General features: G+C 68.1%; 16 protein-coding genes. 7 read left to right on the top strand and 9 right to left on the bottom strand.

Going from position 1 to position 15,011, the window contains the following annotated elements; genetic code table 11:
- The first annotated feature begins 44 nt into the window (after nt 1–44).
- Nucleotides 45–950 carry a LysR family transcriptional regulator gene (locus BM43_RS12430; RefSeq protein ID WP_013691389.1) on the top strand — a complete coding sequence of 302 codons (906 nt, stop codon included), beginning with the start codon at nt 45–47 and terminating at the stop codon, nt 948–950.
- Here the strand turns inward: BM43_RS12430 and BM43_RS12425 are convergent.
- Entirely contained in the window at nt 941–1,576 is a 636-nt protein-coding gene (locus BM43_RS12425; RefSeq protein ID WP_036055386.1) for a cupin domain-containing protein, read from the bottom strand. The two genes, BM43_RS12430 and BM43_RS12425, sit on opposite strands and share 10 nt — an antisense overlap.
- Nucleotides 1,573–2,205: a glutathione S-transferase family protein gene (locus BM43_RS12420; RefSeq protein WP_036055387.1), complete on the bottom strand. Its 633-nt coding sequence runs from the start codon at nt 2,203–2,205 to the stop codon at nt 1,573–1,575. The genes BM43_RS12425 and BM43_RS12420 overlap by 4 nt, the downstream gene beginning before the upstream one ends.
- Before the next feature lie 294 nt (nt 2,206–2,499).
- Between BM43_RS12420 and BM43_RS12415 the strand changes: the two genes are divergently transcribed.
- A complete protein-coding gene (locus BM43_RS12415) occupies nt 2,500–3,201 on the top strand; it encodes an SDR family NAD(P)-dependent oxidoreductase (RefSeq protein ID WP_036032480.1) in 702 nt (233 codons plus the stop codon).
- A 57-nt stretch (nt 3,202–3,258) separates the two neighbouring features.
- Here BM43_RS12415 and BM43_RS12410 read toward each other — a convergent pair whose 3' ends face one another.
- Nucleotides 3,259–4,146 (bottom strand): LysR substrate-binding domain-containing protein, encoded by an 888-nt coding sequence (locus BM43_RS12410; RefSeq protein ID WP_036055388.1) that lies wholly within the window; start codon nt 4,144–4,146, stop codon nt 3,259–3,261.
- A gap of 467 nt (nt 4,147–4,613) precedes the next feature.
- Between BM43_RS12410 and BM43_RS12400 the strand changes: the two genes are divergently transcribed.
- A complete protein-coding gene (locus BM43_RS12400; RefSeq protein ID WP_036032485.1) occupies nt 4,614–5,009 on the top strand; it encodes a tautomerase family protein in 396 nt (131 codons plus the stop codon).
- A 127-nt stretch (nt 5,010–5,136) separates the two neighbouring features.
- Here BM43_RS12400 and BM43_RS12395 read toward each other — a convergent pair whose 3' ends face one another.
- On the bottom strand, nt 5,137–6,084 hold the full coding sequence (locus tag BM43_RS12395) for a GlxA family transcriptional regulator (protein ID WP_036055389.1): 948 nt from the start codon (nt 6,082–6,084) through the stop codon (nt 5,137–5,139).
- Between the two features lie 259 nt (nt 6,085–6,343).
- Between BM43_RS12395 and BM43_RS12390 the strand changes: the two genes are divergently transcribed.
- From BM43_RS12390 to BM43_RS12380, 3 genes are all read left to right on the top strand, one after another.
- The gene (locus BM43_RS12390; protein WP_036055390.1) at nt 6,344–7,153 is read left to right on the top strand and encodes an SDR family NAD(P)-dependent oxidoreductase; all 810 of its coding nucleotides are present in this window, start codon (nt 6,344–6,346) and stop codon (nt 7,151–7,153) included.
- A gap of 30 nt (nt 7,154–7,183) precedes the next feature.
- Nucleotides 7,184–8,053: a type 1 glutamine amidotransferase domain-containing protein gene (locus BM43_RS12385; RefSeq protein ID WP_036055391.1), complete on the top strand. Its 870-nt coding sequence runs from the start codon at nt 7,184–7,186 to the stop codon at nt 8,051–8,053.
- 131 nt (nt 8,054–8,184) lie between these two features.
- On the top strand, nt 8,185–8,751 hold the full coding sequence (locus BM43_RS12380; protein WP_036055392.1) for a GNAT family N-acetyltransferase: 567 nt from the start codon (nt 8,185–8,187) through the stop codon (nt 8,749–8,751).
- Nucleotides 8,752–8,773: 22 nt separating this feature from the next.
- On the opposite strand, the gene BM43_RS12375 is transcribed toward BM43_RS12380, so the two are convergent.
- The 5 genes from BM43_RS12375 to BM43_RS37505 all read right to left on the bottom strand — a co-directional run bounded on the left by BM43_RS12375 (nt 8,774) and on the right by BM43_RS37505 (nt 14,243).
- A complete protein-coding gene (locus BM43_RS12375) occupies nt 8,774–9,343 on the bottom strand; it encodes a nucleotidyltransferase family protein (RefSeq protein WP_036032496.1) in 570 nt (189 codons plus the stop codon).
- A gap of 5 nt (nt 9,344–9,348) precedes the next feature.
- Nucleotides 9,349–9,981: a LysE family translocator gene (locus BM43_RS12370; RefSeq protein WP_036057112.1), complete on the bottom strand. Its 633-nt coding sequence runs from the start codon at nt 9,979–9,981 to the stop codon at nt 9,349–9,351.
- 104 nt (nt 9,982–10,085) lie between these two features.
- Complete coding sequence (locus BM43_RS12365; RefSeq protein WP_036055393.1) at nt 10,086–10,982, bottom strand: LysR family transcriptional regulator; 897 nt, start codon at nt 10,980–10,982, stop codon at nt 10,086–10,088.
- Nucleotides 10,983–11,089: 107 nt separating this feature from the next.
- Nucleotides 11,090–13,345, bottom strand: coding sequence for a glycogen debranching protein GlgX (glgX, locus tag BM43_RS12360; protein ID WP_230676394.1), 2,256 nt, complete (start codon nt 13,343–13,345; stop codon nt 11,090–11,092).
- A 184-nt stretch (nt 13,346–13,529) separates the two neighbouring features.
- Complete coding sequence (locus BM43_RS37505) at nt 13,530–14,243, bottom strand: hypothetical protein (protein WP_144417651.1); 714 nt, start codon at nt 14,241–14,243, stop codon at nt 13,530–13,532.
- 166 nt (nt 14,244–14,409) lie between these two features.
- On the opposite strand from BM43_RS37505, the gene BM43_RS37500 reads away from it, so the two are divergent.
- The gene (locus BM43_RS37500) at nt 14,410–15,003 is read left to right on the top strand and encodes a DUF892 family protein (protein ID WP_158380923.1); all 594 of its coding nucleotides are present in this window, start codon (nt 14,410–14,412) and stop codon (nt 15,001–15,003) included.
- Nucleotides 15,004–15,011 lie beyond the last annotated feature (8 nt).

Below are 15,011 nucleotides of genomic sequence, written 5' to 3'. Positions count from 1 at the left end.
CGCCGCCTCGCGCGCCGTCGCCCGTCCTCACCGACCGCCGCGCCATGACCGATCTACGCAAGCTGAGCTTCGAGCAACTCCTGATCTACATCGCGGTGGTCGAGACCGGCTCGCTCACGCGCGCGGCCGAGCGGCTCGGCATCGGCAAGACCGCGGTCGGCAAGCACGTGCAGCGGCTCGAGGACGAGCTCGGCACCACCCTGATCGCGCGCACCACGCGGCGCATCCACGTGACCGAGGCCGGCGCTTCCTTCTTCGAGGCAGCGCGGCGCCTGGCCGAGCTGGCCGACGAGGCCGTGTCCTCCGTCAACCCGGCCGCCGAGACGCTGCGCGGCACCTTGCGCGTGGCGGCCTCGGTCGAGTTCAGCGCGATCGTGCTCGCGCCGGTGCTGGCGGCGATGCGCGAAGCACATCCGGAGCTGCGCATCGAGATGGTGTCGGGCGATCGCTTCATCGACATGCTGGCCGAGGGCGTCGACGTGGCGATCCGGCTCGGCGAGCTGGCCGATTCGAGCCTGCGCGCGGTAACCGTCGGCAAGTATGAAAAGTGGCTGGTGGCGAGCCCCGCCTGGCTCGCGCGGCATCGCCTGCCGGGCGACGTCGCCGAGGCGGCGGGGCTGCCCTTCGTCGGGCTCTCGGTGCTGGCGCATCCCTTGCGCTGCCAGTTGCGCAAGGCCGGCGGCGAAACCCTGGTGCTCGATTTCGCGCCGGGCCTGCTGGCCGACACCATGTACGCCTGCCGCGCCGCCGCGGCCGAAGGCGCCGGGCTGGCCTGGCTGCCCGATTTCACGGTGCATGGCGACATCGCCGCGGGCCGGCTGGTGCGTGTCCATGCCGATTGGGCCGGCCCGGCGATGGCGATGCACGCGCTGCTGCCGCCGGGCCGGCACACGCCCCCGAAGGTCCGCGCGCTGATCGACCGTCTCAAGGCGCATCTCGCTCAGGGCTGATCCGGCTGCGCCAGCAGATGGCCATGGCGCAGCAGGATCACGGCCGGCTCGTCGGCGAAGGGCTCGTGATGCGTGCCGGGATGCAGGCGCATCCAGGTGCCGGCCGTGAGCCGTTGCTCGCCATCGCGCAGCGTGCCGCTCAGCACGAAGATCTCCTCGCCCTGGGGATGCGTGTGATCGCGCGTGCGCGCGCCGGGCTCCCAGGCCACCAGGCTCAGGCGATGCCCCTCGCTCGGCAGCGGCACCACCTGCATGTGCGGGTGGCGGCCCGCAAGCCATTGCCGCTGCGCGGCGCGCTCGATCGCGGTGCCGCCGGGCGCGGCGCCGGCTTCGCGATAGACCAGCACTCGCGCGCCTTGCGGACCGGCGCGCAGCGTGAGCGCCTCGCCCGCGTGCGTGACGAAATCGTCCCTGGCGAGCGGCTCGCCAGACAGATCGGCGCTGCCGCGCAGCAGATAGAGGTCGTGTCGCGAGCCGCCATCGAGTTCGAGGCGCTGCGAAGGCGCGAGATCGACCACGCTGCTGCTGCGCGTGGCGCTCGCCTCGCTCAACTGGACGATCGCCCCTTCCTTTCCCGGCGCGGCATCGAGCTCGATGCGCGCGCGTTCGATCAAGCCCGTGTTCATACCGCCTCCTGATCCGACGTCGGTGCGTCGAAGCCGATCGGCGAGCGCACGAAGGGCACGAAGCCCGGCAGCGCCTCGACCCGCTCCAGCCAGCGCGTCACGTTCCGGCAGTTCGAACGATCCACCTTGCCTTCGCCGGCACGCGCCACGTAGGCGTAGATCGCGACATCGGCGATGGTTGGCGCGTTGCCGGCGAGCCAGTCGCTGCCTGCCAGCTCCCGATCGAGCGCGGCGAGGAAGGCCTCGCCCTTGGCGATCGCCTCGGCGGGATCGCGCGGCAGCTTGAACAACTGGATCGCGCGGGCCGCCGCGAGGCCGTGCGCCACCTCGCCCGAAGCCGCCGACAGCCAGCGCTGCACGCGTGCCGCGCCGGTCGCGTCCGCGGGCAGCCAGGACGGGCCGTGCTTGCGGGCCAGGTAGACCAGGATCGCGGTCGAATCGACGATCACCTGCTCGCCGTCGACCAGCGCCGGCACCTGGCCGAGCGGGTTGATGCGCAGGTAGTCGGGCGATTTCTGCTGGCGCTGGCGCAGGTCGACCTCGTGGACCTCGTGCTCGACGCCGAGCAGCGAGAGGAGCAGGCGAACGCGATGCGAGTGGCCGGAAAGATGGAAGCTGTGCAGTTGCATGGGATGTCCTTGATCGGTTGGCTGGATGGTCTGGCGGTCGCTCGACCGTTGAAGCCATTCTCGACAAGGTCCGGGGCCCAATAAACGAGCCGGAAGGCGACTGAGTATCCGCGATTCGCGAACAATGCCGCCTGGCCGCCGCCGGGCGCGGCCCGGCCGGCGGGGCCGCCTGCAGCCGGCGGCGCGATCCACTATGCTCGGCGGACGGCCGGCAGGCGGCGCCGCCCAGGCGGGCGGGCCAGCGATGCGTTCCGATCGCGCCGGCGCCCTCGACACTCCATCCACGGTGACACCATGAGCGACATCCCCTATCGCAATGCCCTCATCATCGGCACGGGCCCCGGCATCAGCGCCTCGCTGGCGCGGCTGCTGCGCGAGGCCGGCCTGCAGGTCGCGATCGCCTCGCGGCATCCCGAGCGGCTCGCGCCGCTGGCCGCCGAAACCGGCGCGATCGCGCTGCCGGTCGACGCCAGCGACGCGGCCCAGGTCGAACGGCTGTTCGAGCAGGCCGAGGCGCGCATCGGCGCGCCCGAGATCGTCGTCTACAACGCCAGCGGGCGCCTGCGCGGGCCGATCGCCGAACTCGACGCGGCCCAGGTGGAGCAGGCGCTGGCCGTCTCGGCGATGGGCGCCTTCCATGCCGTGCAGCAGGCGGCGCGGCGCATGCTGCCGGCCGGCAAGGGCGCGATCCTGCTGACCGGCGCCACCGCCGGGGTGAAGGGCTTCGCGCTGTCGGCGCCGTTCGCGATGGGCAAGTTCGCGCTGCGCGGGCTGGCGCAGAGCGCGGCGCGCGAGCTGACGCCCAAGGGCATCCACGTCGCGCATATCGTGGTGGACGGCATGGTGCGCTCGGCGCAGCGCCCCGATCCGGCCGACGCGCCCGACAGCACGCTCGACCCCGACGCGATCGCGCGCGTCTACGCGGACCTGCTGCGCCAGCATCGCAGCGCCTGGTCCTGGGAGATCGAGGTGCGGCCCTGGACCGAGAAGTTCTGAGCTCGGGCGGGATGGCGTGATGGCGGAGGCGGCGCGGCGGCTCGCGCCGCGCGCTGGTCAGGCCTGGGCGGCCTGGCTGACTGCCGCCTGCCCGCGCAGCCACGCGACGAAGGCTCCGACGTGCTCGTCGTCGAGCCGCTCGGGCGCGATGTCGAGCCAGTAGCCGTAAGGGCCGATCGCCTCGACCGGCGAGAGCGGCACCAGGCTGCCCTCGGCGATCTCCTCCTCGATCATGCCCAGGTCGACCACCGCCAGCCCGGCGCCCTTGCGCGCCGCGTGGATCGCCTGTTCGAGCGTGGAGAATTCGATGCCGTCGCCGATCCGCGCCACCGGCACGCCGGCCTGGGCGCACCAGTCGGCCCACAGCGTGAGGCGCTTGCCCTCGTGCAGCACGTGCAGCGAGGGCACCCGGCCGAACAGCGAATCGAGCGGCAGCCCGGCGTAGCGCGGCGCGCCCACCAGCGCGTGGCGCTCCATCATCAGCCGCTCCGAGAGCATGTCGGCGCGCGCCGCGCGGCCGAAGCGGATATGGCAATGGCAATCGTCGCCGGGCTCGGTGCGGATCGACAGGTCGACCTCGGGCAGCGTCTCGAACAGCGTGCCCAGGCGCGGCGAGAACCATTGGGTGGCGAAGGTGGGCGGCACCGAGACGGTCAGCCGGCGCTTGCGGCCGGGCTGCACGGCGGTGATCTCGAGCACGCCGCGCTCGATGGTGTCGAAGGCCTGCTCGATGAAGGGCAGCAGCAGCATGCCGGCGGCGGTCAGCTTGACGCCCTTGTGGTCGCGCTCGAACAGGCGCGCGCCGACGCTGTCCTCCAGCAGGCGGATCTGCCGGCTCACGGCGCCCTGGGTGACGCACAGCGAGGTGGCGGCACGGTTGAAGCTCAGATGACGGGCGGTCTCCTCGAAAAAACGCAGTGCAATCAGCGAAGGCATCCGCCGCATGATTCATTCCTTTCTGTCGTCTCGCGTCGGCCCGTCCGGGCGATGTCCGCGCCGGAAAACACGGGCTGGCGGAGCTTTATGGCAGAAAAGCGGGAGCAGCGGCAGGCAGTGTAAACCCGAGCCTCGCGGCGTCGCGCCGTGGCGGCTTCGCGGGGTGGGCGTGCATCGGCGGCGGGCTTGCGGCGCGGGCTGTCAGAGAGGCTCTCGCGGGTCGATCAAGGGTCGATCGAGGTGGTTGGCGCGAGGATTCGCGCCGCGATTTTCAGACGCGACCGTCATCCGCCTGGGACGCATCCGAGCCGCCCGCCTGGCCCCGTTCGATCGCGCGCCGGGGCGTGCATGGGCGGCGCGGCATGTCTCGAATCCTTGCGAATCCGACATGGAGGACGTGCCGGGCCAGGTGCGAGAATCGGATGCTGGCACCGGCGCCGTGCCGGAGCGACATCTTTTTCTGGAGGCTCGAACCCATGCCCTATCTGCAACTCGACGTGAACGACCATTACTCGGTGGAGCAGAAGCAGCGGCTCGCCGCCGAGATGAGCCAGACCTATGCCCGCATGATGGAGGTGGATATCCGGCGCATCAGCGTGGCGATCCGCGAACTGGGGGCCGGCGGCGTCTGGCGCATCGCCGAGGCCGGCGAGGCGCCCGTGCCGGTGGCCGTGATGATGCTCGACATCCGCAAGGGCCGGCCGCCGGAGCAGCGCATGGCGGTGGCCAAGGCGCTGTGCGCGCATTGCATCGACATCCTCGGCCTGCGCGAGGACCGGCTCAATGTCGAGTTCACCCAACATTCCGGCGACGAGATGTACCACCCGGCGCTCGGCGGCTACAGCCCCGATTGGACGCCTGGCGAGCAGTGAGCCGGCGGATTCGCGCGGTCTGCCACGGCGTGTGACCTTGCCTAACGGCAGTCCCGGCGCCCAGTCGGCACCTCGCTGAGGTCGACCGCCGAGAAACTCATGCCGGCCACGATCAGTTGGGCGGCATTCAAGCCGTGAGCGGCGCGTTGCCCGCGGCTCGCTGGATGGTCTGCGGTGCCTGGCCGAAGGCGCGCAGGAAGGCCTGGCGCATCCGCTCCCGATCGCCGAAGCCGGTTTCGCGCGCGATGACCTCGATCGGATGGCGGGTGGTTTCCATCATCAGGCGCGCGGCCTCCACGCGCAGCCGCTCGACCGCCTTGGCAGGCGATTGCCCGGTTTCCTCGCGGAACACGCGGCTGAACTGGCGCGGGCTCAAGTGGGCGGCTTCCGCCAGCCGCTCCACGGACAAATCGGCGGCGAGGTTTTCCTGCGCATAGGCAAGCGCCATCTGGACCCGATCGGATCGCGCATCCAGTTCGAGCAGGGCCGAGAACTGCGATTGCCCGCCGCCGCGCCGCTGGTACAGCACCAGCTTGCGGGCCACGCCGCGCGCCGTCTCCAGGCCGAGATCGCTCTCCACGATGGCGAGCGCGAGATCGACGCCCGCGCTCATGCCGGCCGAGGTCCAGATCTGCCCGTCCACCACGAAGATGCGGTCCTCGTCGAGCTGGACCCCCGGATACTGCTTCTTGAAGTTGCGTGCATGGAGCCAGTGCGTGGTCACGCGCTTGCCTTCCAGCAGGCCGGCTTCGGCCAGCACGAAGGCGCCCGTGCAGATCGAGGCCACCCGCCGCGAGTGCTGCGGCGCGCGGCGCGTGTAGTCGAGCAGCGCGGCCGAGGGAAGCCGGCATTCGTTGTCGCCGGCGACGATCAGCGTGTCGTAGCCCGCCTCGGCGAGCGGCTCGCTCTGCACCGAGAAACCCTGCGAGGACGCCACCAGGCCGCCGTGCTCCGAGACGATGCGGAAGCGATAGACCTCGTCGCCGTGCAGCAGGTTCGCGTACTCGAACACGCTGGCCACGGCGAGCGCCAGCGACTGGAAATTGGGGTAGACGACGAGACCGACGGAATGCATGGCGTTTGGCAGGGCGAATGTCCGGATTCGTTGAATCTAGCACGATGCGGACATGATCGAGCGCGGGGCCCGTCGCGCTACTTTCCGTCGTTTTCCTTTCCATTTCCTGTCATTCGGCGTTCCTGCCGTCCACGCCGGCTTCTCTGCCAGTCATGTCCTAAATCATTGCATATACGACATTGAGGATGGCCGCGGTCACGACCAGAATTCCCTTCACGAACCGGCACCCAGCCGGATCACCCCAACGAAAGGAAAAGACATGACTGCCTCGACGAAAGGAATCGCATTGATCACGGGCGCCTCGGCCGGCATCGGCGCCATCTACGCGGACCGCCTGGCCAAGCGCGGCTACGACCTGATCCTGGTGGCGCGCAACCAGGATCGCCTGGACGCGCTCGCCAGTCGCCTGGTGGCCGAAACGGGCCGCTCGGTTACGCCGCTGGTCGCCGATCTCAACGACCGTGCCTCGCTGGCGAAGGTCGAGAGCGTGCTGCGCGAGAACGCCGGCATCACGATGCTGGTGAACAACGCGGGCGTCGGCTCGGTCGCCTCGATCCTGAATGGCGATGTCGACGCCATGGAGGACATGATCAAGCTGAACATCACCGCGCTCACGCGGCTGACCTATGCGGTGGCGCCGGCCTTCGTGGCGCGCGGCGCCGGCACCATCGTGAACATCAGTTCGGTGGTGGGGATTGCCGTGGAAATGCTGAACGGCGTTTACAGCGCCTCGAAATCCTATGTGCTGAGCTTCGGCCACGCGTTGCAGCGTGACCTGGCCGGCAAGGGCGTGCGCGTGCAGTCGGTGCTGCCCGCCGCGACCGCGACCGAGTTCTGGGACGTGGCCGGCTACGCGAAGCAGAAGGAAGCGGCCAGCACCATGACGGCCGAGGACCTGGTGGATGCCGCCCTGGTCGGGCTCGACGCGGGCGAACTGGTGACCATCCCGACCCTGCACGACGGCGAGGGCTGGACGCGCTGGGAAGCGGACCGCCGCGCGCTGGCGCCGCAGTTCGCCAATGCCAAGGCCGCGCCGCGCTACGTGCTGGACGCCAAGGCCGGTGCCTGAATCGTTTCCCTTTCCTGAAGGAGTCCTACCATGAAGAACCTGTTCAAGATCGGTGCTGCCTTGCTGACGGCGGCCACCACCTTCGCCGTTCCCCTTGGCGCTTCCGCGCAGTCGCGCGGCAAGGTGCTGGTGGTGATGTCGAGTGCCCATCAACTCGATCTGCGCGACGGCAAGAAGTACCAGACCGGCTACTACCTCAACGAATTCGTGGTGCCCTACCGCAAGCTGGTTGAGGCGGGCTACGAGCCGGTGATCGCCAATCCCAAGGGCGACATGCCGGTGATGGACGCGAATTCGAACAACAAGATGTTCTTCGGCGGCGACGACGCGGCGCGCGCCGATGCGCTGAAGTACGCGCAAGGCATCGAGCAGCTCAAGCACCCGAAGACGCTGGCCTCGGTGGTGGCCGAAGGCGCCGGCGGCTATGTCGGCCTGTTCATCCCCGGCGGCCATGCCCCGATGGTGGACCTGCTGGAAGACCGCAACCTCGGCAAGATCCTGCTGAGCTTCCATGACAGCGGCCGTCCCACCGGCATCATCTGCCACGGGCCGATCGTGCTGCTCGCCGCGCTGCATGATCCGCATGCCTTCGTGCAGTCGATGATCGCCAACGACGGCAAGGCCAATGCCCTGGCGAGCGGCTGGCCGTATGCCGGTTATCGCCTGACGGTGTTCTCGACCGGCGAGGAACAGGCGCTCGAAGGGCCGAACGGGCTGGGCGGCAATGTGCAGTTCTACCCGGTGAATGCCCTGGCCGAAGCCGGCGCGCATGTCGACTCGGTGGCGAACTGGCATAGCAACGTGGTGGTCGATCGCGAACTGATCACGGGGCAGCAGCCGATGTCGGCGCCGGAGTTCGGCGATGTGCTGGTGGAGAAGTTGAACGCGCGGGTGCGCTGAGCGTGTGAGGGGAGGGAGGCTGGACGGGGATGTCCGGCCTCCCTCGTGTTTGGACGATTGCGGTATCGCTTTGAAAGGTCGGCGGGAGCGCGAGAATTGAGGGGGCGGAACGGCGCATCTATACTTCGACCATGAATCCCATCCTCATTGACTTGCCCGATGCGATCGAGAGCGAGCACTTGATCATTCGAGCGCCTCGCGTAGGCGACGGCGGGAAGGTTTTCGAGGCAACGATCGAATCGCTCGAGATGCTGCGCGAATTCCCGGCCTATTTGCCGTGGGCACTCGAAGCGCCATCGCTGGAAGCCTCCGAGGCTTACGCAAGAAATGGGGCGGCCAACTTTGCCATGCGCCGAGATTTCCCCTTGTTGTTTCTGCTCCGTGATACCGATACCTTGATCGGCTGCGGCGGCCTGCATCGGCCCCGTTGGTCGTCGAGGGGCTTCGAAATCGGCTGGTGGGGACGAACTTCCTTTGGCGGAAAGGGCTTGATGAGCGAAGCCGTGAGGGCGGTCCTGGCGTTCGTCTTTTCGAGCCTCGCGGCTAATCGCGTCGAGGCAGTGACCGACGATCTCAACTTGCGAAGCTGGCGATTGTGCGAGCGAGTCGGCATGGATCTCGAAGGAATCCTGCGTCACGAACGGGTTGCACCTGACGGCTCGCTGCGGAACTCGCGGATCTATTCGCGACTCGCGTAGTTCATGCCATCGAGTCGCAACGCTACCAGGGCTCGCATGACAGATGCGGCCATTCCAGTTGCCAGCGCGCCGTTTTCTCTGCGTACACATGCGCTATGGGCAGGGCCCGGTTCGGCTTCAGGCGCCCGTCGAACAAGTCGCCAAGACCAAACGGAGCATGGATTTCGCAACCTCCGTCCCGAACCCGCACGCCGATGGCGACCGTCGCACAGGGAAATCGATCGATGCCGTCCGCGGCCCTGGTGACATCGCCAAACGGAATGCCGAATTTCTCCCGATACCAGATCGGAACGCGAGCCTGATTGCGGATCTGGACTTCCACTGGAAGGTCGGCAAACAATCTTGCCGCCGAGGCGATGATCGCATCTTCGGCTTCCCAGGAGGTATCGGGATCGTAATAGAACAGATCGTAGTCGCGGATGCCGAGATGGATAGCGCGCTTGGCAGCCAGGTTCCAGACCGATTGCGCAATGCATCCGGCCGTGAGCCACCAGTCGTCGATGCCGAGTTGCGGCGCTCGCTCCAGGATCAGTTGGTTCCATTGATTCTCTCGTACGGCTCGTACGAGATCATCTTCGCGTGGTTGGCTCATCTCGACTAACGCCGTGAATCCATCGCGATGCGCACCGCCAACCCGGCCAGCACCGTCCCCATCAACCAGCGCTGCACTGCTGCCCAAACCGGCCGCCCGGCGAGAAACGCCGCGATCGACCCCGCCATGCAGGCGATCAGCGCATTGACGCCGAGGCTGACCGCGATCTGCACGCCGCCGAGCACCAGCGATTGCGCCAGCACGCTGCCGTGCCCCGGCGAAATGAACTGCGGCAGCAGCGACAGGTACATCACGGCGATCTTCGGATTCGCGAGGTTGGTGACGAAGCCCATCACGAAGAGTTTGCGGCGGCTGTCGCGCGGCAATCGCCGGATCTGGAACGCCGAGCGCCCGCCCGGCTTGAGCGCCTGCCAGGCGAGATAGAGCAGGTAGAGCGCGCCGCCGATGCGCAAGGCGTTATACGCGTAAGGCACGGTCAACACCAGGGCGGTGATCCCGAAGGCCGCGCACACCATGTAGAACACGAAACCGAGCGCGATGCCGCCGAGCGAGAGCAGGCCGGCGCGGCGGCCCTGGCAGATCGAGCGCGAAATCAGGTAGATCATGTTCGGGCCCGGCGTCAGGACCATGCCGAGCGACACGAGCCCGAAGGCGAGCAAGGTAGGCAGGGCCGGCACGATGGGTTCCTTCGAAGTGGCGAGGGTGCCTGCAATATATTGCATCCCGGCATCGAGCGGCATGAATTGACTGCAAGCCCCCCATGAACGCCGTTCATGGCGCCTTACCTGGTCTTTTTCGCTCGTGCCCGGATCGCCTTGGCGGCCTTGTCGCCTTGTTCGCCAACCAGCCTGAGGAATTCATCGCCGACCGCGTTGCCGCCTGCGTGCCACGACAGCCGCACGGAGCGCTGCAGCTTCGGCGACAGCTCCAGCACCTGCCCGCTGAACGGCGTGTAGCTCAGCGTGATGCGCGGCACGATCGACACGCCCATGCCGGCCTCGGCCATCGACAGGATGGTGCGCATCTCGACGACGTTGAAGGCGGCCTGCAGCGCGGCATCGTGCCTGGCGAAGTAATCCGCGATCAGCGGGCCGCAACCGGCCTTCGAGTAGATGAAGGGCTGCGCGGACAACTGCCGGGGCGAGATGCTCCGACGGCCCGGAAACGCGCCGGGTGCCGCGACCGCGACGAAATCCTCGTCGAGCAAGGGCAGATTGTGGGGAAAGGTCTTGTCGCCGGCCACCACGCCGAGGTCGGCCGTGCCGTCCTCGATCCAGCCTTCCACCTCGCTGTCGGTGCCTTCCAGCAGCACCGCCGTGACTTCCGGGTGCATCGCCTTGAGCGCCTCGAGCGCCGGCACGACGAAGGCCAGCGAGACGCTCGGCAGCGAGGCCACCACCAGCCGTCCTTCCAGCCGGCCGCGCGACAGGCTGAACTGCTGGCGCAGCGTCTGCGCCTCGCGCACGACGTTGCGCACATAGGGCCACAGGCGTTCGCCGGCGGCGGTCAATACCACCGGCTGCCGGTCGCGCGCCAGCAGCTTGACCTCGGTGATCTCCTCCAGCTCGGTCAAGGCATGGCTGATGGCGGATTGGCTGCGATTGAGCCGATCGGCGGCGGCCGTCAGCGAGCCGAGCTCGACCACGGCGGCAAGCGCCTGCAACTGGGCAAGTGTCATCGGGGTTCCTTCGAGCCGGGCATGCAGCTCGTTCATGACGAGTCGAAACGTCATGAATTATATGGAACCCCGTTCCCTGGCGTGCCTTTCCGGCCGATCAGCCGGCCTTACTCGGTGCTGTCGGTCAGCGCCGTCTCCAGACGATCGAACACGCGCTGCGTCGCGGCGCTCGGCGCCTCGAGCGCGAACAGCAGCAGCGAGCGGCCCGTCACCTGGTAGACATCGCCGCTGCGCAGCTCGGGCAGGGCATCGCGCACGGGCACGTTGGTGTCGAGCAGGCAGGTCCAGTGCTCGCCTTCCGGGATCTCGGGCAGGGTGAAGTCCACCACGTCGAAATGCGCATTGAACACCAGCAGCAAGGTGGCGTCCGACGCGGCCCGCACGATGCCGCTGGCCTGGGCGCGCCCGTCGATCACCAGCCCGAAGCAGCGCATCGAGGCGTCGTCCCATTGCGCCTGCGTGAGGTCCTCGCCCGCCGGAGAGAGCCAGCGCGCATCCGTCACGTCCAGCGCCGGGTTGTGCTCGCCGGTCAGGAAGCGCCCGCGACGCAGCACCGGCAGGCGCTGGCGCAAGGTGGTCAGCTTGCGCACGAAGTCGGCCAGCGCACGGCCGTCCTCGTCGATGCCGGCCCAGTCGACCCAACTGATCTCGTTGTCCTGGCAATAGGCGTTGTTGTTGCCGCGCTGGCTGCGGCCGAACTCGTCGCCGCCCAGCAGCATCGGCGTGCCCTGCGAAAGCAGCAGCGTCGCCAGCATGTTGCGCTTCTGGCGCTCGCGCTGCTCGCGGATGTCCGGATCGTCGGTGGGGCCTTCCACGCCCATGTTCCAGGAGCGGTTGTCCGAGTGGCCGTCGCGGTTGTCCTCGCCGTTGGCCTCGTTGTGCTTGTCGTTGTACGAGACCAGGTCGTTCAGCGTGAAACCGTCGTGCGCGGCGATGAAGTTCACGCTGGCCCAGGGGCGCCGCCCGCGGTGGTTGAACTTGTCGCCGGAGGCGGTGATCCGCCGGGCAAGCTCGGGCGCCATCGCCTCGTCGCCTTTCCAGAAGGCGCGCACCGTGTCGCGGAAGGTGTCGTTCCATTCCGACCAGCCCGGCGGGAACCCGCCGACCTGGTAACCGCCGGGCCCGCAATCCCAGGGCTCGGCGATCAGGCGCACGCTGGCTAGCAGCGGATCCTGGCGGCAGGCGTCGAGGAAGCCGCCGCCCTCGTCGAAGCCATGCGGCTCGCGGCCGAGGATGGTGGCGAGGTCGAACCGGAAGCCGTCCACCTTCATTTCCGCCACCCAGTAGCGCAGGCTGTCGGTGACCATCTGCAGCACGCGCGGGCAGGACAGGTTGAAGGTGTTCCCGGTGCCGGTGTCGTTGATGTAGTAGCGCGGCTGCTCGGGCATCAGGCGGTAGTAGGAGGCGTTGTCGATCCCCTTGAACGATAGCGTCGGCCCGAGCTCGTTGCCTTCCGCCGTGTGGTTGTACACCACGTCGAGGATCACCTCGAGGCCGGCGTGATGGTAGCGGTCCACCATCTCCTTGAATTCGGCCAGCGAGGCCTTCCCGTTGACGAAATAGCGCGGATCGGCGGCGAAGAAACCGATCGTGTTGTAGCCCCAGTAGTTCGTCAGGCCCTTGTCGAGCAGTTGGCTGTCGTTGACGAAGGTGTGGACCGGCAGCAGCTCGACCGTGGTGACGCCGAGCCCCTTCAGGTAGTCGATCACCTGCTCGTGCGCGAAGCCGGCGAAGGTGCCGCGTGCCGCCTCGGGCACCTCCGGGTGCATCTTCGTGAAACCGCGCACGTGCGCCTCGTAGACGATCACGCGATCGGGCGCCAGGGCATTGCGATCGGGATGGGTCCACGAGAAGGTCGAGTCGACCACCTTGCATTTCGGCACGAAGGGCGCGCTGTCGCGTTCGTCGAAGGACAGGTCGCCGTCGGGCGAATCGAGCGTGTAGCCGAAGATCTCGGGGCACCAGACCAGCTCGCCGACATGCGCCTTCGCATAGGGATCGAGCAGCAGCTTGTTGGGATTGAAGCGATGGCCGCGTTCGGGCTCGTAGGGGCCGTGCACGCGGTAGCCATAGACGGCGCCCGGCGCCAGGCCCGGCACGAACACATGGAACACCTCGTCGGTGTATTCCGGCAGCTCGATGCGTTCCAGTTCGGTCTTGCCGTCATCGTCGAACAGGCAAAGCTCCACCTTGGTGGCGTGGGCGGAGAACAGCGCGAAATTCACGCCTTGCCCGTTCCACGTCGCGCCGAGCGGGAAGGGCTGTCCTTCCTGGATGGCGCGGGCGAAGCGGCCCTCACGGGAAGCGGGCGGCGTCGCTCGTTCAGCGGTGGTGGACTGCGGGGTATCGAACGCGGTGGACATGGCAAGGCTCCTGAAGGGTGCAGGAGCCGAGCAAAAACCGGGCCGCGAATGGCATCGACGCGATCGTCGCGCCGTGCGGCGCCGGCTTGGCCGATTCCGTCGGCGCGCCGTGTAGGAAATACAAGAGCACGGCACCGAACGCGGTTACCGTGCTCGCGGCCCGGGCGCTGCCGCGTCGAGCGGATCAGGCCGTGCCGTGCGCGCCCGGCATGCCGCCGTCGGCCAGCGGGCGTTCGCAAGCCGCGGCCGCGTCGAGCGCCGGCAGGCGCGGCGGGTAGGGATCGTTGCGGCGCTCGGCCCCGTTCGCCTTGCCGGCGGCCGGGCGCGGCCGGATCAGCTCGCTCGCGGTGGGCATCGGCATCATCGTCATCGAGCTGATCGCCAGGATCCGCGCGGCCGCGAGGGTCGGCGCGGCGACCTGGCCCTGGCTGCGGCCCGTTTCCATGTCGACGATGTCGTAGCGCGGCATGTCGCCGAGGTTCGCCGCGCTGGCGCGATGCACGATCCAGGTCCGGCCCAGGCATTCGAACGGCCTGGCGAGCGATCCCGGGTTGCCGCCGGCTGCCTGACGTTCCGAAGGCGCGCCGCCCAGGACTTGCGCCAGGCCGAACAGGCCGCCTTCACCATGCTTTTCGTTCATATCCGATCCCGAGTAAACCGATCCGACAAAGGGCGCTGCGATCTTGCCGAGGTCGCCGCGAAGCGGCAGCCGCTCGGCGCCGATGCCGCATCGGCCGCCGCCGGCCGAGCCTTCGTGTTGAAAATTGTTCATCGTTATTCCGGTTTTTGGCAAAAACTGCAAAGTCATCGCTATCCGCAGCCCGCGTTTTCGTGCGAGCAGCCGGGGGGTAATTGGTAGTGTTTCGGTGCACGCCGAAACATAGGATGCGTGATACATGCGAGATCCGTGCCAGGTGGGAAGGGCTTGTCCGGGCGATGCCGATTTCCATCGAGGGTGCGAGGGCAGGGGCGGACGGTTCGCGCGCCCTGGTCCGACGGGCGCGAAACCAGGTGGCACGACGATTGCTTTAAGTATGCGTCGCCGTTTAACCAACGAGCTCATCATGGCGCCCATCAGAACCATCGACCTACTTTTATTGCGCACCTTGTCGAAGTTTCACCACGCCGAAAAGCAGGCGGCCAGGCTGTTTTCGACGCTCTCGCGGCTGGCCGCCGATCCGGCGCTCGCCACCTGCCTGCAAGCCCGCCGCGAGGCGACGCTGCGGCGCCTGGCGCTCATCGAGTTGCTGGCCGCGCAGTGCGCGATCGACTTGAATTCGACCAAATGCCTGGCCATGGAAGGCCTGGCCGAGGAAATCGCGGAGCTGATCGAGGCGGCCCGGCCCGGCGAGGTGCTGGACGCCGGGATGCGCATCATGGCGCGGCGGGTGATGCGCGGCGAGCAGGAAATGCTCACCGATGCGCGCATGCTGGCCAGTCTGGCGGGCCGTTCGGACGTGCTGCGCTGGCTCGACCAGCCAGGGGGGGGCCAGGGAGAAGGCGAACCGGAGCCGCAAACGGCTGCCGACGGGGAGATCGGCCCGATCGCCGGCGGGCTCGCGGCCCTGGGCGGCGCCCCTGACGACGCGATGAACGATGCCGCCATCGCGCGGAGGGTGGCACCGATGTCGGATGAAATGCCGATGCGGATCCAGTAGCACGCGAA

This window comes from Burkholderia gladioli, from assembly GCF_000959725.1.
GTDB classification, from domain to species: Bacteria; Pseudomonadota; Gammaproteobacteria; order Burkholderiales; family Burkholderiaceae; genus Burkholderia; species Burkholderia gladioli.
Note: the sequence above shows the minus strand (reverse complement) of the source record. Positions and strands in the feature narration are given on the sequence as shown.

Bases quoted from the DNA above. Each gene is read 5' to 3' on its own strand.
- BM43_RS12410 (WP_036055388.1), bottom strand. From the start codon at position 4,146: ATGCGGCGGATGCCTTCGCTGATTGCACTGCGTTTTTTCGAGGAGACC.
- BM43_RS37500 (WP_158380923.1), top strand. From the start codon at position 14,410: ATGGCGCCCATCAGAACCATCGACCTACTTTTATTGCGCACCTTGTCG.
- BM43_RS12425 (WP_036055386.1), bottom strand. From the start codon at position 1,576: ATGAACACGGGCTTGATCGAACGCGCGCGCATCGAGCTCGATGCCGCG.
- BM43_RS12400 (WP_036032485.1), top strand. From the start codon at position 4,614: ATGCCCTATCTGCAACTCGACGTGAACGACCATTACTCGGTGGAGCAG.
- BM43_RS12430 (WP_013691389.1), top strand. From the start codon at position 45: ATGACCGATCTACGCAAGCTGAGCTTCGAGCAACTCCTGATCTACATC.
- BM43_RS12375 (WP_036032496.1), bottom strand. From the start codon at position 9,343: ATGAGCCAACCACGCGAAGATGATCTCGTACGAGCCGTACGAGAGAAT.
- glgX (WP_230676394.1), bottom strand. From the start codon at position 13,345: ATGTCCACCGCGTTCGATACCCCGCAGTCCACCACCGCTGAACGAGCG.
- BM43_RS12385 (WP_036055391.1), top strand. From the start codon at position 7,184: ATGAAGAACCTGTTCAAGATCGGTGCTGCCTTGCTGACGGCGGCCACC.
- BM43_RS12365 (WP_036055393.1), bottom strand. From the start codon at position 10,982: ATGACACTTGCCCAGTTGCAGGCGCTTGCCGCCGTGGTCGAGCTCGGC.
- BM43_RS12395 (WP_036055389.1), bottom strand. From the start codon at position 6,084: ATGCATTCCGTCGGTCTCGTCGTCTACCCCAATTTCCAGTCGCTGGCG.
- BM43_RS12390 (WP_036055390.1), top strand. From the start codon at position 6,344: ATGACTGCCTCGACGAAAGGAATCGCATTGATCACGGGCGCCTCGGCC.
- BM43_RS12420 (WP_036055387.1), bottom strand. From the start codon at position 2,205: ATGCAACTGCACAGCTTCCATCTTTCCGGCCACTCGCATCGCGTTCGC.
- BM43_RS37505 (WP_144417651.1), bottom strand. From the start codon at position 14,243: ATGTATCACGCATCCTATGTTTCGGCGTGCACCGAAACACTACCAATT.
- BM43_RS12380 (WP_036055392.1), top strand. From the start codon at position 8,185: ATGAATCCCATCCTCATTGACTTGCCCGATGCGATCGAGAGCGAGCAC.
- BM43_RS12415 (WP_036032480.1), top strand. From the start codon at position 2,500: ATGAGCGACATCCCCTATCGCAATGCCCTCATCATCGGCACGGGCCCC.